This is a genomic window from Pseudomonas sp. LB3P58 (assembly GCF_054897895.1).
This window is the reverse complement of sequence record NZ_JBUBVE010000001.1, coordinates 6,084,390-6,107,153: the sequence shown is the minus strand read 5'-3', so window position 1 is coordinate 6,107,153 and position 22,764 is coordinate 6,084,390. Positions and strand designations below refer to the sequence as shown.

The following is a 22,764-nucleotide window of genomic DNA, read 5'->3' as shown; positions in this document are numbered from 1 at the left end:
GCACTTTGCCACTACGCCGGTCACGTTTTTTGTGACCTGGAACACACGTTCTAGAGCGTTTTATTCAGTTTGAGTTAAGTTTCGGCCGCTACCTTGTTCATCGAGTGACTGACGGGTCGAGATTCTCGGCCTGGATGTTTTTTAAACAGCCACTGGCTTCACACCGGACAAAACGGGAAAATTCCCTGACTCCGCCAAAGAGGATGAATCATGAGTGACAAGGATAAACAGCCGTTGGCTGCGTCGGCTTCAGCCCAACCGGAGGCGGAAACCGCCGATGCAGCGCTGCAGCATATCGTTGACGGCTTTTTGCATTTTCATCACGAGGTTTTTCCACAGCAGGAAGAACTCTTCAAAAAACTCGCCACGGCCCAGAGCCCCAGGGCGATGTTCATCGCCTGCGCCGATTCGCGCATCGTTCCTGAGCTGATCACCCAAAGCGCCCCCGGCGACTTGTTCGTCACCCGTAACGTCGGCAACGTTGTGCCGCCTTATGGGCAAATGAACGGCGGTGTCTCCACGGCAATCGAATACGCGGTACTGGCCCTCGGCGTGCAACACATCATCATCTGCGGGCACTCCGACTGTGGCGCGATGCGCGCAGTGCTCAACCCGCAAAGCCTGGAAAAAATGCCGACGGTCAAAGCCTGGTTGCGTCACGCCGAAGTGGCAAAAACCATGGTCCAGGAAAACTGCCATTGCGCTGACGAAAACGAAAGCATGCACGTCCTCACCGAGGAGAATGTGATCGCCCAGCTGCAACATTTGCGCACGCACCCGTCGGTTGCCTCGCGTATGGCCAATGGTCAGCTGTTTATCCATGGTTGGATCTACAACATCGAAACCAGCGAAATCAGAGCGTACGACGCGGACAAGGGTTGTTTCCTGCCGCTCGATGGCACTCATCCGATTCCGGTGGCGACGCCCAAAGCGCGCTTCTAAATCCTCCTAAATAATTGTGTGGTTTAGCCGAGGCTGCTGATCAAGCAGCCCGGCTTCGCCACGCCTGAAGAAAACTTCGGGAGAGTCACCATGCGTGCTGCTCAACTTAAAGCTGTTCTGCCACGGGAGCTGCTGGCGTCCGTGGTTGTGTTTCTCGTCGCCCTGCCCTTGTGCATGGGCATCGCCATCGCCTCGGGGCTGCCGCCGTCCAAAGGCTTGATCACCGGGATCATCGGTGGCCTGGTGGTGGGCTGGATTGCCGGTTCGCCACTGCAAGTCAGCGGCCCGGCGGCCGGTTTGGCGGTTCTGGTGTTCGAACTGGTACGCCAGCACGGCATCGACATGCTCGGGCCAATCCTGCTGCTGGCCGGTTTTCTGCAACTGGTGGCTGGGCGTTTGAAGCTGGGCTGCTGGTTTCGGGTCACGGCGCCTGCGGTGGTGTACGGCATGCTCGCCGGGATTGGTGTACTGATCGTGTTGTCACAGGTGCATGTGATGCTCGACGCCGTGCCCAAGCCTTCCGGGCTGGATAACCTGGCCGCCTTCCCGGCTGCTGTCGTGCAGGCCTTGCCGTCCTTGGGTTGGCAAGCCGGTTTGCTCGGGCTGTCGACGATTGCGGTGATGTGGTTATGGGAGAAATTCCGCCCCCACTCCCTGCGCTTCATTCCTGGCGCACTGCTGGGTGTAGGCCTGGCGACCGTCGCCAGCCTGGTGCTCGCCTTGCAGGTCAAACGAGTGGAGGTCCCGGCCAACCTGGCGGAAGCCATCGACTGGCTGAAACCCGCAGATTTACTCAACCTCGCTGACCCGACGCTGCTCATTGCCGCATTTGCCGTGGCGTTTATCGCCAGCGCCGAAACCCTGCTTTCGGCCGCCGCGGTGGACCGCATGCACAGCGGCCAACGCTCAGACTTCGACCGGGAATTGTCAGCTCAAGGCGTCGGCAACATGCTCTGTGGTCTGCTCGGCGCGCTACCGATGACCGGCGTGATCGTGCGCAGTTCGGCCAACGTCCAGGCCGGCGCCACCACGCGACTGTCGGCGATCTTCCATGGCCTGTGGCTACTGGCTTTCGTGTTGCTGCTGTCCAGCGTGCTGCAAAGCATACCGGTGGCGAGCCTGGCGGGCGTTCTGGTTTACACCGGCTTCAAACTGGTCGACCTCAAGGCCTTCCGCGGTCTGGGCCGTTATGGCCGGATGCCGATGTTCACCTACGCGGCAACAGCCCTGGCAATCATCTTCACCGACCTGCTGACCGGCGTGCTGATCGGCTTCGGCCTGACCCTGGCCAAACTGGCCTGGAAGGCTTCGCGGCTGAAAATCAGCCTGATCGATCTACCCAAGGACGGCGAAATGGAACTGCGATTGATAGGTGCAGCGACCTTTCTCAAAGTGCCGGCGCTGACCCAAGTGCTGGGGACCATTCCGGCAGGCGCGACGGTGCATGTGCCGCTCAATAACCTGAGCTACATCGATCACTCGTGTCTGGAGTTGCTGGAGGAATGGGGTCGGGCCAATGCGGCCAAGGGATCAAAACTGTTGATTGAAGCGCGGGGGTTGAAGCGCAGGTTGGAAGGGCGGTTACGTACCACAACCGGAGTAGGTTCGGCTGCGTAGAAAACAATGTGGGAGCGAGCCTGCTCGCGATAGCGGTGTGTCAATCAACATCAATGTTGAATGAACAATTGCCATCGCGAGCAGGCTCGCTCCCACAGGGGGATTGTGTTGATCAATGGATCAAGCCGCTGGCTGATCCAGTTCCAGGCCCACGCCTAACCGGCGCGACATGCACGGCCAGCGCTTCCACGCAGCGCCAGTGTCCGGGCTGCTTAGCTTTCCACGGTAGGCTTCCACCGACTCCAGCGCGAAGCTTTCGTCGTCGAGCATCTCGTCCACGGCGTGATGTACAGCCTCATCCAGTTGGTTGGCGAACTCCTCACCGATCAGTTGGTGGGCAATCAGGTTGGCGACAGTCATGTCCAAGGGGATCAGTGGCTGGCCAAAATGCTTGATGTACAGGTCGTTGACCTCTTCGACAAAACGGTGCGCCAGATAGGCTTCGTCCAACAGGCTGTCGAGCCCGATGTGCCCAGCCATTATCGTCGGCGGCTGGAGGAAGTACTGTTCGGCAATTTTCAGCACCGGTTTGATCTGTGACTCGATACCCGCTTCCCTGGCAACTTCATTGGCTGCATCCAGCAGATCAGGAACTTCATCGATGTAGGCGGCGACAAAACGCGTCAGCACACCATTGGCGTCCGCTTCCGGCAATTGGATGGATGGGTGTAGATGAGGCAGTTTGCTTTCCAGCTGACGAGTCAGCAGGCCGGTTTCAGCTTCGTGTTGTTGGGCTTTTTGGATCTGCTCGCGCAATGCGGCGGTGTTCATGAAAACTCCAGGAAACAAAGGCAATGAAATAGGGAAGACATAACTTAGCTGGCATACGAAAAATGCTAAGACGCATTTGTCATAATTATTTCATCCTTGAGACATCAAAGTTATATCGGTTTGCCACCACTCGTCTGCATCCTTCTCCATTCGTGACCTAGAACGCAAGTCCCACCTGTTTCAGATGATTTACGCCCTCACATTGCGAGGTGGCAGTCGCTGTCTATACTCGGGTGGGAATGGAGTTAGCTGATGACGCCCGACTGCACACGCAGCAAGGCTCGGCGATTCAAGTTCGTAGTCTGAAAAAGCCGCTCCCTTGCCGCAGGTGAAAGCCGGCGGGATAACAAGAACGATAAGGGGAACCCGCAATGATGCGACATCCACACGTCTGGATGGGCCTCCTGTTGTGGTCGATTTTCAGTCAGGCACAAGCGGCCTGGACTGTGAATATGGCGCCGGGAGCGACTGAAATCAGTCACGCAGTATTTGACCTGCACATGACCATTTTCTGGATCTGTGTAGTGATCGGCATCATCGTCTTCGGCGCCATGTTCTGGTCGATGATTCTCCACCGCCGCTCGACCGGGCAGGTGGCCGCAAAATTTCATGAAAGCACCACCGTTGAAATCCTCTGGACCATCGTGCCCTTCCTGATCCTGGTGGCCATGGCGGTTCCCGCGACCGCAACCCTGATCAAGATGTACGACGCCAGTGAGCCGGATATCGATATCCAGGTCACCGGCTATCAGTGGAAGTGGCACTACAAATACCTGGGCCAGGACGTTGAGTTCTTCAGCAACCTGACCACGCCCGCCGATCAGATCCACAACAAGGAAGCCAAGAGCGAGCACTACTTGCTTGAGGTCGATAAGCCTTTGGTGCTGCCGATCGGCGCCAAGGTGCGCTTCCTGGTGACTTCCGCCGACGTCATCCATTCCTGGTGGGTGCCGGCCTTTGCGGTCAAGCGCGATGCGATTCCGGGGTTCGTCAACGAAGCCTGGACCCGCGTCGACAAGCCCGGCATCTACCGCGGTCAATGCGCCGAATTGTGCGGCAAGGACCACGGCTTCATGCCGATCGTGGTCGAGGTCAAGGAAAAGGCCGATTACGAAAAATGGCTGGGCGAGCGCAAGGCTGAAGCCATGCAACTCAAAGAGCTGACCAGCAAGGAATGGACCCTCGACGAGCTTAAAGAGCGCGGCGACAAGATCTACCACACCACCTGCGTCGCCTGTCACCAGGCCGAAGGTCAGGGCCTGCCGCCGATGTTCCCGGCACTCAAGGGCTCGAAAATCGCCACCGGACCGAAAGAAGGACACCTGAGCCTTGTCTTCCACGGCAAGCCCGGCACCGCCATGGCGGCGTTCGGCAAGCAGCTCTCGGAAGTCGATATCGCAGCGGTCGTGACCTACGAACGTAACGCCTGGGGCAACAACAAGGGCGACATGGTCACCCCTAAAGAAGTGCTGGAGCTGAAACAGGCGGAAAGCAAATGACCCGGTCTATTGCGCACGTAAGGAACCAGTCGGGGCATCGCGCCCCGGCCTGCCCAGCCCATCTGTTTGCAGGAGACAGGACATGACTGCTGTCGTCGATGACCATGTTCACACCGGCACCGCCCATGCCCACGGCCCCGCCAAAGGCCTGATGCGCTGGGTGCTGACCACCAACCACAAGGATATCGGCACGCTGTACCTGTGGTTCGCGTTCTCCATGTTTTTGCTCGGCGGCTCGTTCGCGATGGTGATTCGTGCCGAGTTGTTCCAACCGGGACTGCAAATCGTCGAACCGGCGTTCTTCAACCAGATGACCACCATGCACGGCCTGGTGATGGTCTTCGGTGCGGTGATGCCGGCCTTCGTCGGCCTCGCCAACTGGATGATCCCGTTGATGATCGGCGCGCCGGACATGGCCCTGCCACGGATGAACAACTTCAGCTTCTGGCTATTGCCGGCGGCGTTCATCCTGTTGATATCGACCCTGTTCACCCCCGGCGGTGGCCCGAACTTCGGCTGGACGTTCTACGCCCCGCTGTCGACGACCTACGCACCGGAAAGCGTGACCTTCTTCATCTTCGCCATCCACTTGATGGGGATCAGTTCGATCATGGGCGCGATCAACGTGATCGCCACCATCCTCAACCTGCGCGCCCCCGGCATGACGTTGATGAAAATGCCGCTGTTCGTCTGGACCTGGCTGATTACCGCGTTCCTGTTGATCGCGGTGATGCCGGTACTGGCCGGCTGCGTGACGATGATGCTGATGGACATCCACTTCGGCACCAGCTTCTTCAGTGCCGCCGGTGGCGGTGACCCGGTGTTGTTCCAGCACGTGTTCTGGTTCTTCGGTCACCCCGAGGTGTACATCATGATCCTGCCGGCCTTCGGTGCCGTCAGCTCGATCATTCCGGCCTTCTCGCGCAAGCCGCTGTTTGGCTACACCTCGATGGTCTATGCGACGGCGAGTATCGCGTTCCTGTCGTTCATCGTCTGGGCGCACCACATGTTCGTGGTCGGCATTCCGTTGGTGGGCGAGTTGTTCTTCATGTACGCCACGCTGCTGATTGCCGTACCCACCGGGGTCAAGGTGTTCAACTGGGCCAGCACCATGTGGCAAGGCTCGCTGACCTTCGAGACACCGATGCTGTTTGCGGTGGCGTTCGTGATCCTGTTTTCCATCGGCGGTTTCTCCGGGCTGATGCTGGCCATCGCCCCGGCGGACTTCCAGTACCAGGACACCTACTTTGTGGTCGCGCACTTCCATTACGTACTGGTGCCGGGGGCGATCTTCGGGATCTTCGCCTCGGCCTACTACTGGATGCCGAAATGGACCGGCCACATGTACGACGAAACCCTCGGCAAGCTGCACTTCTGGCTCTCGTTCATCGGCATGAACATGGCGTTCTTCCCGATGCACTTCGTGGGGCTGGCGGGCATGCCGCGGCGGATTCCGGACTACAACCTGCAATTCGCCGACTTCAACATGGTGTCGTCGATCGGCGCGTTCATGTTCGGCGCCACGCAGATCTTCTTCCTGTTCATCGTGATCAAGACCATCCGTGGCGGCCCGCCAGCACCGGCCAAACCGTGGGATGGGGCTGAAGGTCTAGAATGGAGCGTCCCGTCACCGGCTCCGTATCACACCTTCACCACGCCGCCGGAAGTGAAATGACTGTGGGAGCGGGCTTGCTCGCGAAGAACGATAACGCGGTGTTCCTGTTGAACCGCGGCGCCTGCTTCGCGAGCAAGCCCGCTCCCACATGGGTTTTTGTGGAGGGCTTATATCGTGGCTGACTCAATTTCTTTGAAGAAACTGGTCACGCGCCTGCTGCTGGTGGTGGTGGCGATGTTTGTCTTCGGGTTTGCCCTGGTGCCGATCTACGACGTGATGTGCAAGGCGTTCGGCATCAACGGCAAGACCGGCGGGCAGTATGAGGGCGAACAGACGGTCGACACCTCGCGGAAGGTTCGCGTGCAGTTTCTGTCGACCAATGCCGCCGACATGTCCTGGGATTTCTATCCCAAGGGCGATGAACTGGTGGCGAATCCAGGAGCGGTGAACGAGATGATTTTCATCGCCCATAACCCGACCGATCGCCCGATGAGCGCCCAGGCGGTTCCGAGCATCGCGCCCAGCGCCGCGGCAGCGTACTTCCACAAGACCGAATGTTTCTGCTTTACCCAGCAAGTGCTGCAGCCCGGTCAACGGATCGAGATGCCGGTACGTTTCATCGTTGACCGTGACATGCCCAAGGATGTGAAGCACCTGACGCTGTCTTACACGCTGTTCGATATCACCGCCCGACATCCACCGGTGGCTGTAAATACTGGCGGCTGAGCGTGCCCGATAAGGAGAACAATAAATGGCAACTCATGAACACTATTACGTACCGGCCCAGAGCAAATGGCCGATCATTGCCACCGCCGGCATGTTCACCACCGTGTTCGGCCTGGCCACCTGGTTCAACGACCTGAAGGCGGCGCGGCCGGAGTCCCACGGCCCGCTGATCTTTTTCGTCGGTGGTCTGATGGTGGCCTACATGCTGTTCGGCTGGTTCGGTACGGTGATCAAGGAAAGCCGCCAGGGGTTGTACAGCGCCCAGATGGATCGCTCGTTCCGCTGGGGCATGAGCTGGTTCATCTTCTCGGAGGTGATGTTCTTCATCGCGTTCTTCGGCGCGCTGTTTTATGTGAGAAACATTTCCGGCCCGGCGCTTGGGGGTGAAGGGGTCAAAGGCATCGCTCATATGCTTTGGCCGAACTTCCAGTTCGCCTGGCCATTGCTGCATACCCCTGACCCGAAACTCTTTCCGCCACCCAAGGAAGTCATCAGCCCCTGGGGCCTGCCACTGCTCAATACCGTTCTGCTGGTGAGTTCCAGCGTCACCGTGACCATCGCCCACCACGCCTTGAAAAAGGGCCATCGCGGCGCGCTGAAAATCTGGCTGGCGCTCACCGTGTTACTGGGCTGCGCGTTCCTTGGTTTTCAGGCCGAAGAATACATGCATGCCTACCACGAACTGGGCCTGACGCTCGGTTCGGGCATCTACGGCGCGACCTTCTTCATGCTCACCGGCTTCCACGGTGCCCACGTGACCATCGGCACCATCATCTTGTTTGTAATGTTGATGCGGATCATGCGCGGGCACTTCGACGCCGATCATCAGTTCGCGTTTGAAGCGGCGAGCTGGTACTGGCACTTCGTGGACGTGGTGTGGATCGGGCTTTTCGTTTTCGTCTACGTGCTCTGAGGCTTACCAAGGTGCGTGCGACACCAGCTGGCCGCTGAAAAAACCCCAGGCGATCAAGCCGACGGTAATGGCGGCCAGCGCAACACGAACACTCAAGGCAATGACGAGGCGGTTCGAGCTGCTGTCGTCCTTGACCAAAAAAAACAGGCCGCTGAACAGGCTGACAACCGTGGCAATCAGCATCAGGACGATGGCTGCTTTGAGCATGGTGAGACTCCGGGGGAAAGGCGATGCACTTGAGTATAGCTATCGCGACTACCGACTTTCTGGCGACGCCATGAAGCGTTTTCGGCCAGGCATCGTGCCGACCCTGGTGGTCGCGGCGTTGTTGCCCATGCTGGTGTCACTCGGGTTCTGGCAATTGAGCCGGGGCGCAGAGAAAAGTGCGCTGCTGCAAACCTACACCGAGCGCCGCGCAGCTGAACCGATGGCCAGCACCGAGCTGCAACCCACCGCAGATCCAGCCTTTCGCCGCGTTCACCTGCACGGCCAGTTCGATGCCGCACACAGCTTGTTGCTGGATAACCGTCAGCGCGACGGCAAGGTTGGCGTCGAACTGCTGCAACCGTTTCAGGATCAGGCGACCGGGCTCTGGCTGCTGGTCAATCGCGGCTGGCTGCCGTGGCCGGATCGGCGCACCCCACCGCAATTCACCACACCGACTCAGGCCTTGAGCCTCGTGGCCTGGGTCTACGTCTCCCCCGGCGCCACTTTCCAGTTGCACGCTGACCCAAGCACCACGACCTGGCCGCAGCTGGTAACAGCCGTTGAACCGGCGAAGCTGTGGAAGGCGCTGGATCGTGAAGGTTTCGCCTACGAATTACGCGCAGAAAGCGGCCCCGCGACTTACCAGGCTGATTGGCCGGTAGTCGCCATGGGACCGGAAAAACACCTGGCTTATGCCGTGCAGTGGTTCGCCATGTCGATCGCCCTGTTCGGCCTCTATCTCTATCTCGGCTGGCACAACGCAAAGGAGAAACACCATGGGAGCGGCCATGAATCCACCCAGCATGTCTGAGGCGAAAACGCCGGCGAGTCGGCGCAAGGGTCGCTTGCAGTTGCTGCTGATCCTGCTTGGGGTGATCGGTCCGATGATCCTCGCCACCGGCATGTACAAATTGCAGTTCTGGGTGCCGGAAGGTCGCAGCTACCACGGCGAACTGATCGGCAACGGCCAGACCCGCGCCGACCTCGGCGTGCAGGCGCAGGAGGATCGTTGGCAGATACTGGTGACCGCGCCCAAGGATTGCTCGGTGGACTGCCAGCAACTGGTGTACCTGGCGCGGCAGATCCAGATCGGCCTCGGCCGTGATGCCGGGCGCGCCAGTCATGCCTTGGCTGCGGCACAACCGCTGAGCAGTGAATACGACGCCAAGCTGACGCGCGAGTATCCTCAATTACAGCGTTATCCACTGAATTTGACCGACTTCCATAAGACCGCCGGCGACCAGTCAGTGCCACAGCTGTGGATCATCGACCCTCACGGCAATCTGGTGCTGCGCTACGACCCGACGGTGAAGGGTAAGGATCTGCTCAACGACCTGCGCCATTTGCTGAAACTGTCGAACATCGGATAAGGGCATCGTCATGGCCAAACCTGGATTTCGCCTCGCGCTGTTTGCCACCTTGCTGGCACTGATTGTGGTGTTGCTCGGCGCCTACACCCGCCTGACCCACGCCGGCCTCGGTTGCCCGGACTGGCCGGGGTGCTATGGCTTTATCAGCGTGCCGAAAAGCGAAGTTCAACTGGCCCATGCCGAACTGCATTTTCCCGACGCTCCCGTCGAAGCCCATAAGGGCTGGAACGAGATGGTTCACCGCTACTTCGCCGGCACGCTGGGGCTGTTGATCTCTGTATTGGCCGGCCGCGCCTGGGTTCATCGTCGTCATCCGGGGCAGCCGGTGAAGTTGCCGTTGTTCCTGCTCGCCGTGGTGTTCGCCCAGGCAGCGTTCGGCATGTGGACGGTGACGCTCAAGCTCTGGCCGCAAGTGGTCACCGGGCATTTGCTCGGCGGCTTTGCGACGTTGAGTCTGTTGTTTTTACTGACCTTGCGCCTGTCCGGCGTACTACCAGCGCTGACCGTGCCACGGCGATTGCAGTACTGGGCGACCGCCGGGTTGCTGCTGGTGATCCTGCAAATTGCCTTGGGTGGATGGGTCAGTTCCAACTACGCGGCGGTAGCCTGTATCGACTTCCCGACCTGTCATGGGCAGTGGTTGCCGCCGGCGGACTTCGCCAACGGTTTTCACCTGACCCAACACATCGGCCCCAATTACCTCGGCGGGCAACTGGACAGCGATGCCCGCACCGCGATTCATCTGACTCACCGCATCGGCGCTTTGCTGGTGACCCTGGTTTTGCTGGGGCTGGCCTGGCAGCTGAAGGTGGTCGGCATGACGCGGCTGGCCGGGTTGGTGCTGATCGCACTCGCCGCACAAATCACCCTCGGCATCAGCAATGTGCTGTTTCACCTGCCGCTGCCAGTGGCCGTCGCGCACAACGCGGGCGGCGCGGCACTGTTGCTGACGATGGTGCTGGTCAATTATCACGCGCGAACCAGTCTGGTTCGGGTCAAGCAGCAACCCCCTGCACGCTGGCGGTTCCGCCCGCGTAAACACTCAGCCGGGCCCATAACAATAAAAGGAGAGATGCCATGGCGACTCTGATCGGCGCACGTCACAGTCAGGCGATCTGGCGTGACTACCTGGAACTGACCAAGCCGAAAGTGGTGGTGCTGATGCTCATCACCTCGCTGGTCGGCATGTTCCTCGCGACCCGCGCCGGGGTGCCGTGGACGGTGCTGGTGTTCGGCAATCTGGGGATCGCCTTGTGTGCCGGTGGTGCGGCAGCCGTCAATCATGTGGTGGACCGACGCATCGATGCGGTCATGGCCCGCACGCACAAACGTCCCCTGGCCGAAGGCCGGGTGTCACCGGCGGCCGCGCTGACGTTTGCCTTGGTATTGGCGGTGCTTGGGCAAGCCGTACTGCTGGCCTTCACCAATCCACTGACGGCGTGGCTGACCCTGGCCTCGCTACTCGGCTATGCGGTGGTCTACACCGGTTTCCTGAAACGCGCGACGCCGCAAAACATCGTCATCGGCGGACTGGCTGGCGCCGCCCCGCCACTGCTCGGCTGGACCGCCGCCACCGGCCACGTCAGCGCCGAACCCTTGCTGTTGGTGCTGATCATCTTCGCCTGGACCCCGCCGCACTTCTGGGCGCTGGCCATTCACCGTAAAGAGGAATACGCCAAGGCCGACATTCCGATGCTGCCGGTGACCCATGGCGAGCACTACACCAAGGTCCACATCCTGCTTTATACCTTTGCGCTGCTAGCCGTGAGCCTGATGCCGTACGTGATCCACATGAGCGGCGTGCTCTACCTGATTTGCGCGCTGGGACTGGGCGCGAGGTTTCTGCAATGGGCCATCGTGCTGTACCGTGGCACTCGGCCGCACGCGGCGATCAACACGTTCAAGTACTCTATTTACTACTTGTTCCTGCTGTTTATCGCGCTGCTCGTAGACCACTACTTACTGTTGAACCTATGACTCGAACCCAGAAAACCGTCTTCATCCTCGTTGCCCTGATCGCGCTGGTCCTGGGCCTGACCATCAACAAAGTGCTGTCTGGAAAAGGCCAGGGCGACCCGACGGCGCTGATCGATGCCGGGATCATTCTGCTACCGCAAAGCCGCAACCTGCCGAACGTGACGATGACCGACCAGAACGGCAAACCGGTGGCGGTCAATGAGCTGAAAGACAAATGGTCGCTGCTGTTCTTCGGCTACACCTTCTGCCCCGACATTTGCCCGACCACCCTCGCCCAGTTGCGTCAGATCAAGAGCGAACTGCCGCCGGAAGCGGTGGATAAGTTGCAGATCATTCTGGTCAGCGTCGACCCGAATCGCGACACGCCCCAGCAGCTCAAGCAGTACCTGGGCTATTTCGATCCGCAATTCCAAGGGCTGACGGCTTCGTCGGTTGAAGACATTCAGAAACTGGCCAACGCGGTGAGTATTCCGTTCATTCCGGCGGACACCAGCAAGCCGAACTACACCGTCGACCACAGCGGCAACCTGGCGGTGATCGGGCCGGACGGGACGCAGCGTGGGTTCATTCGGGCGCCGTTGAACAACGTGAAATTGGTGGCGCAGTTGCCGGTGATGCTTAACCGCAAATAGTTGGGCTGACATAGAACAAATGTGGGAGCGGGCTTGCTCGCGAAAGCGGTGTTCCAGTCAACATGGATGTTGAATGTACTGGCCCCTTCGCGAGCAAGCCCGCTCCCACAGGGTCCGTATTCCAGGCAAAAAAATGGGGCGTATTCAATGCGCCCCATTTTTCGTTACAGCTTCGAATCAGAACGCCGGCACGACCGCGCCTTTGTACTTCTCGAGGATGAAGGCTTTCACTTCCGGGCTGTGCAGGGCAGCAATCAGCTTCTTCATCGCTTCGCTGTCCTTGTCGTCTGGACGGGCAACGAGGATGTTCACGTAAGGCGAGTCGCTGCCTTCGATGACCAGCGCGTCCTTGGACGGGTCAAGCTTGGCTTCCAGCGCGTAGTTGGTGTTGATCAGCGCCAGGTCGACCTGGGTCAGCACGCGCGGGATGGTCGCGGCTTCCAGTTCACGGAATTTCAGGTCCTTAGTGTTCTCGGTGATGTCCTTCACAGTCGCGAGGATGTTGTTCGAATCCTTCAACTTGATCAGGCCAGCCTTCGCCAGCAGCAACAGCGCACGGCCGCCGTTGGTGGCGTCGTTCGGGATCACTACGTTGGCGCCGCCGGGCAACTCGCTCAGCGCTTTGTACTTGCTGGAGTAAGCGCCCAGCGGTTCCAGGTGCACACCGGCAACGGCCACCAGGTTGGTGCCCTTGGCCTTGTTGAATTCATCGAGGTACGGCTGGTGCTGGAAGAAGTTGGCGTCCAGACGTTTTTCGGCCACCTGCACGTTCGGCTGGATGTAGTCGGTGAAGACTTTGACCTTCAGGTCCACGCCTTCTTTGGCCAGGGCCGGTTTCACGAATTCGAGGATTTCTGCGTGCGGAACCGGGGTGGCCGCGACGGTCAGGGTTTCATTGGCCTGAGCAGAGAACGCTGCAACGGCTGCGAGCGCTACGAGTAGTTTTTTCATTCAGCTAACTCCTTGTGCGGCGCCGGTCTTCGACGCCTGCCAGCGAATGGCCGGCTCAATTGTCATTTACGGGACTCTTTATTTCCTGGAGAAGTGCACAACCAACTTGTCGCCAACGGTTTGCAGCACCTGGACCAGCACCAACAGCAACAGCACCGTCACAACCATCACATCGGGCTGGAAACGCTGGTAACCGAAACGGATCGCCAGGTCGCCCAAACCACCCGCGCCCACCACACCCGCCATCGCCGTGTAGGACACCAGTGTAATGGCTGTCACCGTAATCGCGGCGAAGATGCCCGGGCGGGCTTCCGGCAGCAAGGCATTGGTGATGATCTGCCGCGTCGTCGCGCCCATGGCCTGGGTCGCCTCGATGATGCCGCGATCCACTTCACGCAGGGCGGTTTCCACTAGCCGCGCGAAGAATGGCGTAGCGCCCACCACCAGCGGTGGAATCGCACCGGCGACACCGAGGGACGTACCGGTGATCAACACCGTGAACGGAATCATCACAATCAGCAGAATAATGAACGGCAGCGAACGCAGGATGTTCACCATCAGCGACAGCATCGCGTAGACGCCTTTGGCTTCCAGCAACTGACGCGGGCTGCAGAGGAACAACAGCACGCCCAGGGGCAGGCCGAGCAAAACGGTGAACAACAGCGAACCGAAGAGCATCAGAAAGGTATCGCCGGTGGCCAGCCAGATTTCGAACCAGTCGATATTGACGAAGAAACTTGCCAGGACTTCCATCAGCGCAGCACCTCCATGTGGACGTCAGCTGCGGTGAAGTGGGCGAACGCCGCTTCCATGTCGCCACCGGTGACGGCCAGGGTCAACTGCCCGTAGGGCACGTCTTTGATGCGGTCGATACGACCGGCCAGGATGCTGTAGTCCACACCCGTTTCACGAGCGACGGTGCCCAGTAGCGGTGCGTAGGTCGCTTCGCCCTGGAAGGTCAGACGCACGATACGGCCCGGCACGTGAGCGAAGTCATCGCGCTGTTCGCTTTCGTCGATCTGCTCGTCTTCTTGCACGAAGCGCTTGGTGGTCGGGTGCTTCGGATGCAGGAACACCTCGGCCACCGAACCTTGCTCGACGATCACGCCAGCGTCCATCACCGCGACCTGGTCGCAGACCCGGCGGATCACGTCCATCTCGTGGGTGATCAACACGATGGTCAGCTTCAGCTCGCGATTGATCTCAGCCAGCAATTGCAGGACCGACGCGGTGGTCTGCGGGTCCAGTGCGCTGGTGGCTTCGTCGCACAGCAGGATTTTCGGCTTGGTTGCCAGGGCGCGGGCAATGCCGACGCGCTGCTTCTGGCCACCGGACAACTGCGCCGGGTACTTTTTGGCGTGGTCGGACAGGCCGACCCGTGCCAGCAGCTCGGCCACACGCTGGTCAATCTCACTGCGGGACAGTTCACCGGCCAGGGTCAGTGGCAGCGCGACGTTGTCGGCCACGGTCTTGGACGCCAGCAAGTTGAAGTGCTGGAAAATCATCCCGACTTGCTGACGGAAGCGTCGCAGGCTGTTGGCGTCGAGCGCGGTGACTTCTTCGCCGTCGACGAATATCTTGCCGCCACTGGACTCTTCCAGGCGATTGATCAGACGCAGCAGGGTACTTTTTCCCGCACCGGAATGGCCGATCAGACCGAAGACCTGACCGTTCTCAATCGTCAGACTGGTCGGATGCAGGGCGGGAATATCCTTACCGGCGACGCGGTAGGTTTTGTGGACGTTTTGAAACTCGATCACGTAGCGAACCTTGTGGGGCGCGTTGGAAAAGGATCAGCGGTTAGCCGGGCGCGCATTTTAGCCTGTCCGTATAGAGGTTATTAGCATTTATTCCGCATTCAACCTTCCATTTGGCAATAACGCGATCAAAGGTTAGAAAAAAGGAACGGCACAAAACGTCATCAGTCACTAATTAGGCAACTCGAAAACGCCCCGGTCCGTGCCTGGGCTATTGCTCAAGAGTCCTGGCTACGGCGGGAATCGCAACGAGGAGTTTTGTCTGATGAGTACTAAAAAGCCTGCCGCAACCAAAAGCGCACTCGCCGGGACCGATACCCCGGACCGCGGGAACACCAATGCCAAACTCGACAGCCTGGAGCCATTTCGCTCCGACGCCACTGAACAGGCCCTGCGTACCAATCAGGGCGTGAAAGTCTCGGACAACCAGAACACGTTGAAGGCCGGCGCCCGCGGGCCATCGTTGCTGGAAGATTTCATCATGCGTGAAAAGATCACGCACTTTGACCATGAGCGCATTCCCGAGCGCATCGTCCACGCCCGCGGCACCGGTGCTCACGGCTATTTCCAGTGCTATGAAACCCATTCCGTGTTGACCAAGGCCGGGTTCCTACAAGATCCGGCGAAGAAAACTCCGGTTTTTGTCCGTTTCTCCACGGTGCAGGGCCCTCGCGGGTCGGGCGATACCGTGCGGGACGTACGAGGTTTCGCGGTGAAGTTTTTCACCGATGAAGGCAACTTCGACCTGGTGGGCAATAACATGCCGGTGTTTTTCATTCAGGATGCGATCAAGTTTCCTGACTTCGTACACGCGGTGAAACCCGAGCCGCACAATGAAATACCCACCGGCGGCTCAGCTCACGATACCTTTTGGGATTTTGTCTCGCTGGTTCCGGAGTCGGCGCACATGGTGATCTGGACCATGTCCGACAGGGCGATCCCAAAAAGCCTGCGCAGCATGCAAGGCTTCGGTGTGCACACCTTCCGCCTGATCAACGCCGAAGGTAAATCGCGCTTCGTCAAATTCCACTGGCGCCCCACGGCCGGGACCTGTTCGCTGGTGTGGGATGAAGCGCAAAAACTCGCCGGTAAAGACACGGACTACCACCGTCGCGATCTCTGGGAGTCGATCGAGATGGGCGACTATCCGGAGTGGGAACTTGGCGTACAGGTCATCGAAGAGGAAAACGAGCATAAATTCGACTTCGACATCCTCGACCCGACCAAGCTGATTCCGGAAGAACTGGTGCCGATCACCCCACTGGGCAAAATGACCCTCAACCGTAACCCCGACAACTTCTTCGCCGAAACCGAACAGGTTGCCTTCTGCCCTGGGCATATCGTGCCGGGGATCGACTTTTCCAACGATCCATTGCTGCAAGGTCGGCTGTTTTCCTACACCGATACGCAGATCAGCCGACTTGGCGGGCCGAACTTTCACGAGATCCCGATCAACCGCCCGGTGGCACCGTTCCACAATGGTCAACGGGATGCGTTGCACCGCTCCACCATCGACAAGGGTCGCGCGTCCTACGAGCCGAACTCCATCGATAGCGGCTGGCCGAAAGAAACACCGCCGGCAGCCCAGGATGGTGGCTTTGAAAGTTACCCAGAGCGCATCGACGCCAACAAGATCCGTCAGCGCAGCGAATCCTTCAGCGACCACTTCTCCCAGGCGCGGCTGTTTTTCCACAGCATGAGCAAGCACGAGCAGGAGCACATCATCTCGGCTTACAGCTTCGAGCTGGGCAAAGTTGAGCGGGCGTTCATCCGCGCGCGCCAGGTGAATGAGATTCTGGCCAACATCGATCTGGATCTGGCCAAGCGCGTGGCGCAGAACCTGGGGTTGCCAGCGCCCAAAGCCGGGACGGTCGAAGTACGCAAAACCTCACCGGATCGCTCGCCAGCCCTGAGTCAGGCCAACTTGCTGCCGGCAGATATAAAAACCCGCAAAGTGGCAATCCTGGCAGCCAATGGCGTCGATGGTGCAGCGATTGATGCCATGAAGAAAGCGCTGAAGGCCGAAGGTGCGCACGCCAAACTGCTCGGCCCGACGTCTGCCCCTGTGACCACCGCCGATGGCAAGACGCTGCCGGTCGATGCGTCGATGGAGGGCTTGCCTTCGGTGGCGTTCGATGCGGTGTTTGTGCCCGGCGGCGCGGCGTCGATCAAGGCGTTGAGCACCGACGGCGTGGCGCTGCATTACCTGTTGGAGGCGTACAAGCATTTGAAGGCGATTGCGCTGCAAGGCGAGGCCAAACAGTTGCTGGATGTGTTGAAGCTGGAGGCTGATGCGGGGTTGATCGTGGGGGCAGATGCGAAGTTGATCAAACCGTTTTTTGCCGCGATCGGGCAGCATCGGGTGTGGGGCAGGGAGCCGAAAGCCAAGGCGATTCCGGCTTAAGGATTTGTATCGATGGCAAGGACGCCTTCGCGAGCAGGCTCGCTCCCACAGTTGGCCGGGTTGTTCAAAAGAACGCGGTCTAATGTGGGAGCGAGCCTGCTCGCGAAGCTTTTAAGGTTTACGCGGACTCAAGACCATCTGCGCAGGAACGTTGCGCAAAATCTGCTTCTCCAGATTCAGATCAAAATCCGCATCGAGTTTCTTCACGCGTTTGGTCAGCAACGTGGTCAACCAAGGGAAGTCCTGGGTGCGTGGCGCCTGAATGCTCACGTCGCACTGGTAATTCACCACATCGGCGGCGATCGCATCCAGTTGACGACGAAGCTTGGTCATATCAGTCAGATTCAATGCAACCGTGGTGCTTTCAGCCGTCGGATCAATGACCTTGGCCTGTGGCTTGGCTTCGGCAGCCATGAGCGCAGCTTCGGCTCTATCCAGTTCAGCTTTGCGGGCATCAACGATGGCATTGTTGACCCCGCCAGTCAGCGCCGGAGCCTTGGGCATCAACGACCGGGCGCGGCTCAGCGCCGTGGCAGCCGCATTCACATCGCCCTTTTGCAGCACGATCTGACTGCGGCGCAGATAGGCTTCGGCCAGTTGCCGCTGGTATTGCTCAAGGGATTGATCGTTGGGCGACTCGGCCTGCAAGGCAGCCAATTGATCTTCGGCAGTCGCCAGCTCGCTGCTGGCGAGGCTTTGTTCCAGCTGTGCGATGGCCGTGGCCCGTGCACCGGTAGCCTCGGTGGCCGCCGGTGGCGTGCTTTGACAAGCGCCCAGTAGCAGCGAAAATACGACAAGGAGCAGATAACGGGAGGCGAACGGCTTCATTCCTGCGACTCTCTATTTGCGCAAAAAACGAGCAAGTCTACACCCCTCGACGGGGCAGGACAAAACTCAGCAGAAACAGTGCGGCGGCCGTCACAACAATCGATGGGCCCGCCGGGGTGTCCTTGAACCACGACAGCGCCAGCCCGCCACAGACCGCGAGCATACCCAGCAGGCTCGCGCCCAGTGCCATCTGCTCCGGTGACCGGGCGTGACGTTGTGCCGCAGCCGCCGGGATGATCAGCAAGGACGTAATCAACAACACACCGACGATTTTCATCGCCACCGCGATCACCACAGCGATCAGCAACATCAGGGTCAAGCGCAACGCCGCCACCGGCAGACCTTCAACCTTGGCCAATTCTTCGTGCACCGTGATTGCCAGCAATGGCCGCCACAACGTCACTAGCAAGGCCAGAACGGCCGCGCTGCCGCCGAGTATCCAGGCCAGATCGGTCGGGCTGATCGCCAGCAAGTCGCCGAACAGATAAGCCATCAGGTCGATCCGCACTTCGTGCATGAAGCTTAGTACGACCAAACCCAAAGAGAGCGTGCTCGGTGCGAGAATTCCCAAAAGCGTGTCGGACGCCAGCGGTTGACGCTGTTGCAAGGTCACCAGCAACACCGCCAACAGCAGGCAGCCTACGGTGACCGCAACGGTCGGGCTGACATCCAGCAGAAAACCCAGCGCCACGCCGAGCAACGCGGCATGCGAAAGGGTGTCGCCGAAATAGGCCATGCGCCGCCAGACCACGAACGAACCCAACGGGCCCGCGACCAACGCCAGGGCCAGACCTGCAAGCAGGGCGTAGAGCAGAAAATCAGCCATGCTTGCAGCTATCTCCGTGAACGTGGGTAGGGGCCGACGAGGCGGCGCTGACCACCGAGCCATGCAAGTCATGGGCGTGGTCGTGATGGTGGTGATAAATCGCCAGGCTTTGTGCGTTCTTTCCGAACAGCTCGACGAAAGCCGGATCACCGCTGACTTGTTCAGGGTGCCCGGAGCAGCAGACGTGACGGTTGAGGCAGACCACCTGGTCGGTGGTGCTCATCACCAGGTGCAAATCGTGGGACACCATCAACACGCCGCAGCCGTGGCGGTCGCGCAATCGTGTGATCAGGCTGTAGAGCTCGGCCTGACCGGCCACATCGACGCCTTGCACCGGTTCGTCGAGCACCAGCAGTTCCGGCTCACGCAGCAATGCCCGGGCCAGCAGCACCCGCTGCATTTCGCCACCGGAAACAGTTTGCACCGGGCTGTCGATCACCTGTTCGGCGCCGACTTCCTTGAGTGCCGCCAAGGCCATGGCGCGGTCCACGCCCGGCACCAGGCGCAAGAAGCGCAGCACTGACAGCGGCAGCGTCGGATCGACGTGAAGTTTTTGCGGCATGTAACCGACCCGCAGTTTCGGCTTGCGCCACACGCTGCCGCTGTCCGGTTTCAACAGACCGAGTACAGCGCGCACCAGCGTGGTCTTGCCGGCGCCGTTAGGGCCGATCAGGGTGACGATCTGCCCCGGCTCGACACTCAGCTCGATGTTATCCAGCACGTTTTGCCCGGCAAAGGTGACAGCAACCTGCTCGAGGCGGATCAGCGCGTTGCTCATCAAACCCCCTGGCAACCTGAGCAGAGGCCGACCACTTCAACGGTCTGGCCCTCGACGACAAATCCGACATCCTTGGCGCTACTGATGATCGCGTCACTGATGGATTTCTGTTCGAGCTCGATGGCGGCGTGGCATTCGCGGCAAATCAGGAACTGGCCCTGGTGGGCATGTTCCGGGTGATTGCAACCAACGAAGGCGTTCAACGAGGAGATGCGGTGTACGAGGCCGTTTTCCAGCAGGAAATCCAGCGCACGGTACACAGTCGGCGGCGCCGCACGGCGGCCGTCCTGCTCGCTGAGTACCGCGAGAATGTCGTAGGCACCCAACGGCTTGTGGCTTTGCCAGACCAGTTCCAGCACCCGCCGGCGCAAGGCGGTCAGGCGCAGGCCTTGACGTGCGCACAGAGCATCGGCCTCAGACAATGCGCTATGAACGCAATGAGAGTGGTCGTGGGGACGGCTGGCAATCGGTGTTTTAGGCATGAGCGGCGACGAGTTTTGTGAGAGACGTTATTATGTTACCCGTTCTCGCCTCTTCGAGTGGTCATCGTGTCCCGACTTTTTTCTATCTTTGTCGCATTTGCCGCCAGTTTTCTGCTGATGGGTTCAGCTCACGCCGAAGTCAAAGTTCTCACCAGTATCAAGCCTCTACAGCTGATCGCCGCGGCGGTGCAGGACGGTGTGGCGATACCGGAAGTCTTGCTGCCGCCTGGTGCCTCGCCTCATAACTATGCCTTGCGCCCATCCGACGTACGGAAAGTGCAATCGGTGGATCTGGTTTACTGGATCGGTCCGAGCATGGAAGGTTTCCTGCCACGCGTGCTGAACGGTCGTACGCTGCCCAGCGTCGCCGTGCAGGATTTGCCGGGGCTGAAACTGCGACGTTTCGCCGAAGATAGCCACTCCCATGCGGAAGAAGCCGACGAACACGATCACGATCACCGTCCAGGCAGTCTGGACGCGCACTTGTGGCTTTCGCCGGTCAACGCCCGTGTTATCGCCACAAAAATGGCTGCTGACTTGAGTGCAGCCGATCCGGCCAATACCGCGCGTTATCAGAGCAACCTCAAGGCGTTCGATGAGCGTCTGGATGCAATGGATCTTCGCTTGAAGGCTCGCCTGGCCGGCATCGCGGGCAAACCTTACTTCGTATTCCACGAGGCCTTCGACTACTTTGAAGACGCCTACGGCCTCAAGCACACCGGCGTATTCAGCGTCGCCGCCGAAGTCCAGCCCGGCGCCCAGCACGTCGCGGCGATGCGCACTCGTTTGCAGGAAGTCGGCAAAACCTGCGTGTTCAGCGAACCGCCGCTGCGTCCGCGCCTGGCGGAAACCCTGGTGGCGGGGCTGCCGGTGAAGCTGGCGGAACTGGACGCGTTGGGCGGGTACACGCCGGCGACCGCTCAGGGGTATGAGCAGGTATTGGAGAAGTTGGGGAATGATTTGGCTGGGTGTCTGGAGTCGTTGTAATTCGAAAATTGCGGTGCCCCATTCGCGAGCAAGCCCGCTCCCACACTGGATTTCGGCCGAACACACACTCTGTATTCGCTGAAGATCAAATGTGGGAGCGGGCTTGCTCGCGAAGCTTTTATAGGGCGAACGGCAGCGGCGTGCTGACGTGCTGCCGCTGCGCCAAACGCTGCTGAAACTCCATCGGATCGTGAATCAACACGTCCTGCCCGGCAAACGACTCAGCTGCAATCAGCCGAGACAACCAGAACCGCACACACGCCACCCGCAGCATGGTCGGCCACAACTCCGCCTCGGCCGCCGTGAACGGTCGCAGCGCTGCATAAGCGCCGAGCAACGCCCTCGCCCGCGGCCCGTCGATCAATCCACTCTCGTCCGAACACCAGTCGTTCAAGGCGATCGCCACGTCGTAGAGCATCGGCCCCGAACACGCGTTGTAGAAGTCGATCAACCCGGTCAGGTGGGTGCCTTCGAACATCGCGTTATCGCGGAACAGGTCGGCGTGGATATTGGCTCGCGGCAGCGCCAGAATTTTCGTCTTCTGCTGTGTGATTTCGTCCAGCGCCCGTTGCAACAGATCGCTTTGCTCGGGATTGAGGTGCGACAGCAACTGCGTGCCCTCTTCCAGCATCCAGTCCAGGCCGCGATCGGTCTTGCGTTTGATCATGTTGGCCTGGGTCGCCAGATGCAGATGGCCGAGCAACTCGCCCACCTGAGCGCAATGCTGCGCATTGGCTTCCTTGATGTGCTTGCCGGCCAGACGTGGCTGCAACAGCGCAGGTTTGCCGGCCAGTTCGCGCAAGGCGACGCCGTCGGTGGTGCGCAAGGCATAAGGCACTGGCAGGTCGGCGTCATGCAGCACGTCGAGCAGCTCTATGAAGAACGGCATTTCCTGAACCGGACCACGCTCAACCAGGGTCAGGACAAATTCGCCCTGCTCCAGGCTGATGAAGAAATTAGTGTTTTCGCTACCAGCGGCAATCCCCTGGAAATCAAGCAGGCGGCCGAGCCCGTAAGGGGCGAGAAAGGTTTCCAGCTCGGGCCGAGCCAGCGGGGTGAACACAGACATGTTTGAACTGCCAGTACGGGCGCCGCTGCTTGAGCCAGCGCCGATTGAAATTAAGAAACTACTTCCACTCAAAGATCTTCCACGACGGAATCAGCATATCCGGCTGATCCGAGCGGATGAAGTTTGCATCTGTCCCGTCCGCACGCACCAGAAAATACGGCGGTGCGCCCTTCGGTGTGACCTTGATTGCATACAGGAAACCGTTTTGACGGTACTCCTGGATGGTTTTATCCCCTTCCGTGCGGATAGTGACTTCCGGCTCCGGTGTCGGCGCATCGTTCGCCGCCATGACGGCCAACGGAACGGATGCAAACAACCCAGCCAGCAACAGGCGATTTAGTGTGCGCATGATAACCTTGTCCCTTTGTCGTCAACGGTCCCGCTATTCTAGCGCCGGACCCGCCGAAAAGGTT

General features: G+C 59.7%; 24 protein-coding genes. 13 read left to right on the top strand and 11 right to left on the bottom strand.

What is annotated here, in order from left to right; all coding sequences use genetic code 11:
• The first annotated feature begins 210 nt into the window (after positions 1 to 210).
• Together ACYZTZ_RS28520 and ACYZTZ_RS28515 are read left to right on the top strand one after the other, a co-directional pair.
• The gene (locus ACYZTZ_RS28520; RefSeq protein ID WP_415772493.1) at positions 211 to 942 is read left to right on the top strand and encodes a carbonic anhydrase; all 732 of its coding nucleotides are present in this window, start codon (positions 211 to 213) and stop codon (positions 940 to 942) included.
• 90 nt (positions 943 to 1,032) lie between these two features.
• Positions 1,033 to 2,559 carry a SulP family inorganic anion transporter gene (locus ACYZTZ_RS28515; RefSeq protein WP_462000357.1) on the top strand — a complete coding sequence of 509 codons (1,527 nt, stop codon included), beginning with the start codon at positions 1,033 to 1,035 and terminating at the stop codon, positions 2,557 to 2,559.
• Positions 2,560 to 2,679: 120 nt separating this feature from the next.
• Here the strand turns inward: ACYZTZ_RS28515 and ACYZTZ_RS28510 are convergent, their stop codons facing one another.
• Positions 2,680 to 3,330 carry a hypothetical protein gene (locus ACYZTZ_RS28510; protein ID WP_046044861.1) on the bottom strand — a complete coding sequence of 217 codons (651 nt, stop codon included), beginning with the start codon at positions 3,328 to 3,330 and terminating at the stop codon, positions 2,680 to 2,682.
• A gap of 371 nt (positions 3,331 to 3,701) precedes the next feature.
• Between ACYZTZ_RS28510 and coxB the strand changes: the two genes are divergently transcribed.
• The 4 genes from coxB (at position 3,702) to ACYZTZ_RS28490 (ending at position 8,083) form a co-directional block, all read left to right on the top strand.
• Complete coding sequence (gene coxB / locus ACYZTZ_RS28505) at positions 3,702 to 4,829, top strand: cytochrome c oxidase subunit II (protein ID WP_462000356.1); 1,128 nt, start codon at positions 3,702 to 3,704, stop codon at positions 4,827 to 4,829.
• Positions 4,830 to 4,911: 82 nt separating this feature from the next.
• On the top strand, positions 4,912 to 6,504 hold the full coding sequence (ctaD, locus tag ACYZTZ_RS28500) for a cytochrome c oxidase subunit I (RefSeq protein WP_056738410.1): 1,593 nt from the start codon (positions 4,912 to 4,914) through the stop codon (positions 6,502 to 6,504).
• 114 nt (positions 6,505 to 6,618) lie between these two features.
• Positions 6,619 to 7,170: a cytochrome c oxidase assembly protein gene (locus ACYZTZ_RS28495; RefSeq protein WP_462000355.1), complete on the top strand. Its 552-nt coding sequence runs from the start codon at positions 6,619 to 6,621 to the stop codon at positions 7,168 to 7,170.
• Between the two features lie 25 nt (positions 7,171 to 7,195).
• Entirely contained in the window at positions 7,196 to 8,083 is an 888-nt protein-coding gene (locus ACYZTZ_RS28490; RefSeq protein ID WP_046044865.1) for a cytochrome c oxidase subunit 3, read from the top strand.
• 3 nt (positions 8,084 to 8,086) lie between these two features.
• Here the strand turns inward: ACYZTZ_RS28490 and ACYZTZ_RS28485 are convergent, their stop codons facing one another.
• Positions 8,087 to 8,290, bottom strand: a complete 204-nt coding sequence (locus ACYZTZ_RS28485; RefSeq protein WP_008064738.1) for a twin transmembrane helix small protein — start codon at positions 8,288 to 8,290, stop codon at positions 8,087 to 8,089.
• A 70-nt stretch (positions 8,291 to 8,360) separates the two neighbouring features.
• Here ACYZTZ_RS28485 and ACYZTZ_RS28480 point away from each other — a divergent pair, with 70 nt between their 5' ends.
• From ACYZTZ_RS28480 to ACYZTZ_RS28460, 5 genes are read left to right on the top strand one after another with little or no spacing between them, the layout of a single operon-like run.
• Positions 8,361 to 9,101 (top strand): SURF1 family protein, encoded by a 741-nt coding sequence (locus ACYZTZ_RS28480; protein ID WP_462000354.1) that lies wholly within the window; start codon positions 8,361 to 8,363, stop codon positions 9,099 to 9,101.
• Positions 9,067 to 9,660 (top strand): hypothetical protein, encoded by a 594-nt coding sequence (locus ACYZTZ_RS28475; RefSeq protein ID WP_095127244.1) that lies wholly within the window; start codon positions 9,067 to 9,069, stop codon positions 9,658 to 9,660. Before ACYZTZ_RS28480 ends, ACYZTZ_RS28475 begins: the two co-directional genes overlap by 35 nt.
• Positions 9,661 to 9,670: 10 nt before the next feature.
• Positions 9,671 to 10,750, top strand: a complete 1,080-nt coding sequence (locus ACYZTZ_RS28470) for a COX15/CtaA family protein (RefSeq protein WP_462000353.1) — start codon at positions 9,671 to 9,673, stop codon at positions 10,748 to 10,750.
• On the top strand, positions 10,738 to 11,637 hold the full coding sequence (cyoE, locus tag ACYZTZ_RS28465) for a heme o synthase (protein WP_056738417.1): 900 nt from the start codon (positions 10,738 to 10,740) through the stop codon (positions 11,635 to 11,637). Before ACYZTZ_RS28470 ends, cyoE begins: the two co-directional genes overlap by 13 nt.
• Positions 11,634 to 12,269: an SCO family protein gene (locus ACYZTZ_RS28460; RefSeq protein ID WP_046044869.1), complete on the top strand. Its 636-nt coding sequence runs from the start codon at positions 11,634 to 11,636 to the stop codon at positions 12,267 to 12,269. Before cyoE ends, ACYZTZ_RS28460 begins: the two co-directional genes overlap by 4 nt.
• Before the next feature lie 177 nt (positions 12,270 to 12,446).
• Here the strand turns inward: ACYZTZ_RS28460 and ACYZTZ_RS28455 are convergent, their stop codons facing one another.
• The 3 genes from ACYZTZ_RS28455 to ACYZTZ_RS28445 all read right to left on the bottom strand — a co-directional run bounded on the left by ACYZTZ_RS28455 (position 12,447) and on the right by ACYZTZ_RS28445 (position 14,980).
• Positions 12,447 to 13,220, bottom strand: coding sequence for a MetQ/NlpA family ABC transporter substrate-binding protein (locus ACYZTZ_RS28455; protein ID WP_462000352.1), 774 nt, complete (start codon positions 13,218 to 13,220; stop codon positions 12,447 to 12,449).
• A gap of 78 nt (positions 13,221 to 13,298) precedes the next feature.
• Positions 13,299 to 13,973: a methionine ABC transporter permease gene (locus ACYZTZ_RS28450; protein ID WP_046044871.1), complete on the bottom strand. Its 675-nt coding sequence runs from the start codon at positions 13,971 to 13,973 to the stop codon at positions 13,299 to 13,301.
• Complete coding sequence (locus ACYZTZ_RS28445) at positions 13,973 to 14,980, bottom strand: methionine ABC transporter ATP-binding protein (protein WP_462000351.1); 1,008 nt, start codon at positions 14,978 to 14,980, stop codon at positions 13,973 to 13,975. The genes ACYZTZ_RS28450 and ACYZTZ_RS28445 overlap by 1 nt, the downstream gene beginning before the upstream one ends.
• Before the next feature lie 262 nt (positions 14,981 to 15,242).
• Here ACYZTZ_RS28445 and katE point away from each other — a divergent pair, with 262 nt between their 5' ends.
• Complete coding sequence (gene katE, locus ACYZTZ_RS28440; RefSeq protein ID WP_462000350.1) at positions 15,243 to 17,381, top strand: catalase HPII; 2,139 nt, start codon at positions 15,243 to 15,245, stop codon at positions 17,379 to 17,381.
• Positions 17,382 to 17,492: 111 nt separating this feature from the next.
• On the opposite strand, the gene ACYZTZ_RS28435 is transcribed toward katE, so the two are convergent.
• From ACYZTZ_RS28435 to zur, 4 genes are read right to left on the bottom strand one after another with little or no spacing between them, the layout of a single operon-like run.
• Entirely contained in the window at positions 17,493 to 18,209 is a 717-nt protein-coding gene (locus ACYZTZ_RS28435; protein ID WP_056738428.1) for a PA5502 family lipoprotein, read from the bottom strand.
• 37 nt (positions 18,210 to 18,246) lie between these two features.
• The gene (gene znuB, locus ACYZTZ_RS28430; RefSeq protein WP_462000349.1) at positions 18,247 to 19,035 is read right to left on the bottom strand and encodes a zinc ABC transporter permease subunit ZnuB; all 789 of its coding nucleotides are present in this window, start codon (positions 19,033 to 19,035) and stop codon (positions 18,247 to 18,249) included.
• Entirely contained in the window at positions 19,028 to 19,813 is a 786-nt protein-coding gene (gene znuC / locus ACYZTZ_RS28425; protein WP_462000348.1) for a zinc ABC transporter ATP-binding protein ZnuC, read from the bottom strand. The genes znuB and znuC overlap by 8 nt, the downstream gene beginning before the upstream one ends.
• On the bottom strand, positions 19,813 to 20,295 hold the full coding sequence (zur, locus tag ACYZTZ_RS28420; protein ID WP_008155995.1) for a zinc uptake transcriptional repressor Zur: 483 nt from the start codon (positions 20,293 to 20,295) through the stop codon (positions 19,813 to 19,815). The genes znuC and zur overlap by 1 nt, the downstream gene beginning before the upstream one ends.
• Positions 20,296 to 20,361: 66 nt before the next feature.
• On the opposite strand from zur, the gene ACYZTZ_RS28415 reads away from it, so the two are divergent.
• Positions 20,362 to 21,282: a zinc ABC transporter substrate-binding protein gene (locus tag ACYZTZ_RS28415; protein ID WP_462000347.1), complete on the top strand. Its 921-nt coding sequence runs from the start codon at positions 20,362 to 20,364 to the stop codon at positions 21,280 to 21,282.
• A 118-nt stretch (positions 21,283 to 21,400) separates the two neighbouring features.
• On the opposite strand, the gene ACYZTZ_RS28410 is transcribed toward ACYZTZ_RS28415, so the two are convergent.
• Positions 21,401 to 22,351 (bottom strand): homoserine kinase, encoded by a 951-nt coding sequence (locus ACYZTZ_RS28410; RefSeq protein WP_462000346.1) that lies wholly within the window; start codon positions 22,349 to 22,351, stop codon positions 21,401 to 21,403.
• Positions 22,352 to 22,409: 58 nt separating this feature from the next.
• Positions 22,410 to 22,700, bottom strand: coding sequence for a DUF2782 domain-containing protein (locus ACYZTZ_RS28405; RefSeq protein ID WP_056738439.1), 291 nt, complete (start codon positions 22,698 to 22,700; stop codon positions 22,410 to 22,412).
• Positions 22,701 to 22,764: the final 64 nt, after the last annotated feature.

What these genes read in the sequence shown, in the direction of transcription:
- ACYZTZ_RS28485 (WP_008064738.1), bottom strand. Translation starts at nt 8,290, where the DNA reads ATGCTCAAAGCAGCCATCGTCCTGATGCTGATTGCCACGGTTGTCAGC.
- zur (WP_008155995.1), bottom strand. Translation starts at nt 20,295, where the DNA reads ATGCCTAAAACACCGATTGCCAGCCGTCCCCACGACCACTCTCATTGC.
- znuB (WP_462000349.1), bottom strand. Translation starts at nt 19,035, where the DNA reads ATGGCTGATTTTCTGCTCTACGCCCTGCTTGCAGGTCTGGCCCTGGCG.
- ctaD (WP_056738410.1), top strand. Translation starts at nt 4,912, where the DNA reads ATGACTGCTGTCGTCGATGACCATGTTCACACCGGCACCGCCCATGCC.
- ACYZTZ_RS28490 (WP_046044865.1), top strand. Translation starts at nt 7,196, where the DNA reads ATGGCAACTCATGAACACTATTACGTACCGGCCCAGAGCAAATGGCCG.
- ACYZTZ_RS28450 (WP_046044871.1), bottom strand. Translation starts at nt 13,973, where the DNA reads ATGGAAGTCCTGGCAAGTTTCTTCGTCAATATCGACTGGTTCGAAATC.
- znuC (WP_462000348.1), bottom strand. Translation starts at nt 19,813, where the DNA reads ATGAGCAACGCGCTGATCCGCCTCGAGCAGGTTGCTGTCACCTTTGCC.
- ACYZTZ_RS28520 (WP_415772493.1), top strand. Translation starts at nt 211, where the DNA reads ATGAGTGACAAGGATAAACAGCCGTTGGCTGCGTCGGCTTCAGCCCAA.
- ACYZTZ_RS28405 (WP_056738439.1), bottom strand. Translation starts at nt 22,700, where the DNA reads ATGCGCACACTAAATCGCCTGTTGCTGGCTGGGTTGTTTGCATCCGTT.
- coxB (WP_462000356.1), top strand. Translation starts at nt 3,702, where the DNA reads ATGATGCGACATCCACACGTCTGGATGGGCCTCCTGTTGTGGTCGATT.
- ACYZTZ_RS28475 (WP_095127244.1), top strand. Translation starts at nt 9,067, where the DNA reads ATGGGAGCGGCCATGAATCCACCCAGCATGTCTGAGGCGAAAACGCCG.
- ACYZTZ_RS28515 (WP_462000357.1), top strand. Translation starts at nt 1,033, where the DNA reads ATGCGTGCTGCTCAACTTAAAGCTGTTCTGCCACGGGAGCTGCTGGCG.
- ACYZTZ_RS28435 (WP_056738428.1), bottom strand. Translation starts at nt 18,209, where the DNA reads ATGAAGCCGTTCGCCTCCCGTTATCTGCTCCTTGTCGTATTTTCGCTG.
- katE (WP_462000350.1), top strand. Translation starts at nt 15,243, where the DNA reads ATGAGTACTAAAAAGCCTGCCGCAACCAAAAGCGCACTCGCCGGGACC.
- ACYZTZ_RS28470 (WP_462000353.1), top strand. Translation starts at nt 9,671, where the DNA reads ATGGCCAAACCTGGATTTCGCCTCGCGCTGTTTGCCACCTTGCTGGCA.
- ACYZTZ_RS28510 (WP_046044861.1), bottom strand. Translation starts at nt 3,330, where the DNA reads ATGAACACCGCCGCATTGCGCGAGCAGATCCAAAAAGCCCAACAACAC.
- ACYZTZ_RS28460 (WP_046044869.1), top strand. Translation starts at nt 11,634, where the DNA reads ATGACTCGAACCCAGAAAACCGTCTTCATCCTCGTTGCCCTGATCGCG.
- ACYZTZ_RS28480 (WP_462000354.1), top strand. Translation starts at nt 8,361, where the DNA reads ATGAAGCGTTTTCGGCCAGGCATCGTGCCGACCCTGGTGGTCGCGGCG.
- ACYZTZ_RS28455 (WP_462000352.1), bottom strand. Translation starts at nt 13,220, where the DNA reads ATGAAAAAACTACTCGTAGCGCTCGCAGCCGTTGCAGCGTTCTCTGCT.
- ACYZTZ_RS28410 (WP_462000346.1), bottom strand. Translation starts at nt 22,351, where the DNA reads ATGTCTGTGTTCACCCCGCTGGCTCGGCCCGAGCTGGAAACCTTTCTC.
- cyoE (WP_056738417.1), top strand. Translation starts at nt 10,738, where the DNA reads ATGGCGACTCTGATCGGCGCACGTCACAGTCAGGCGATCTGGCGTGAC.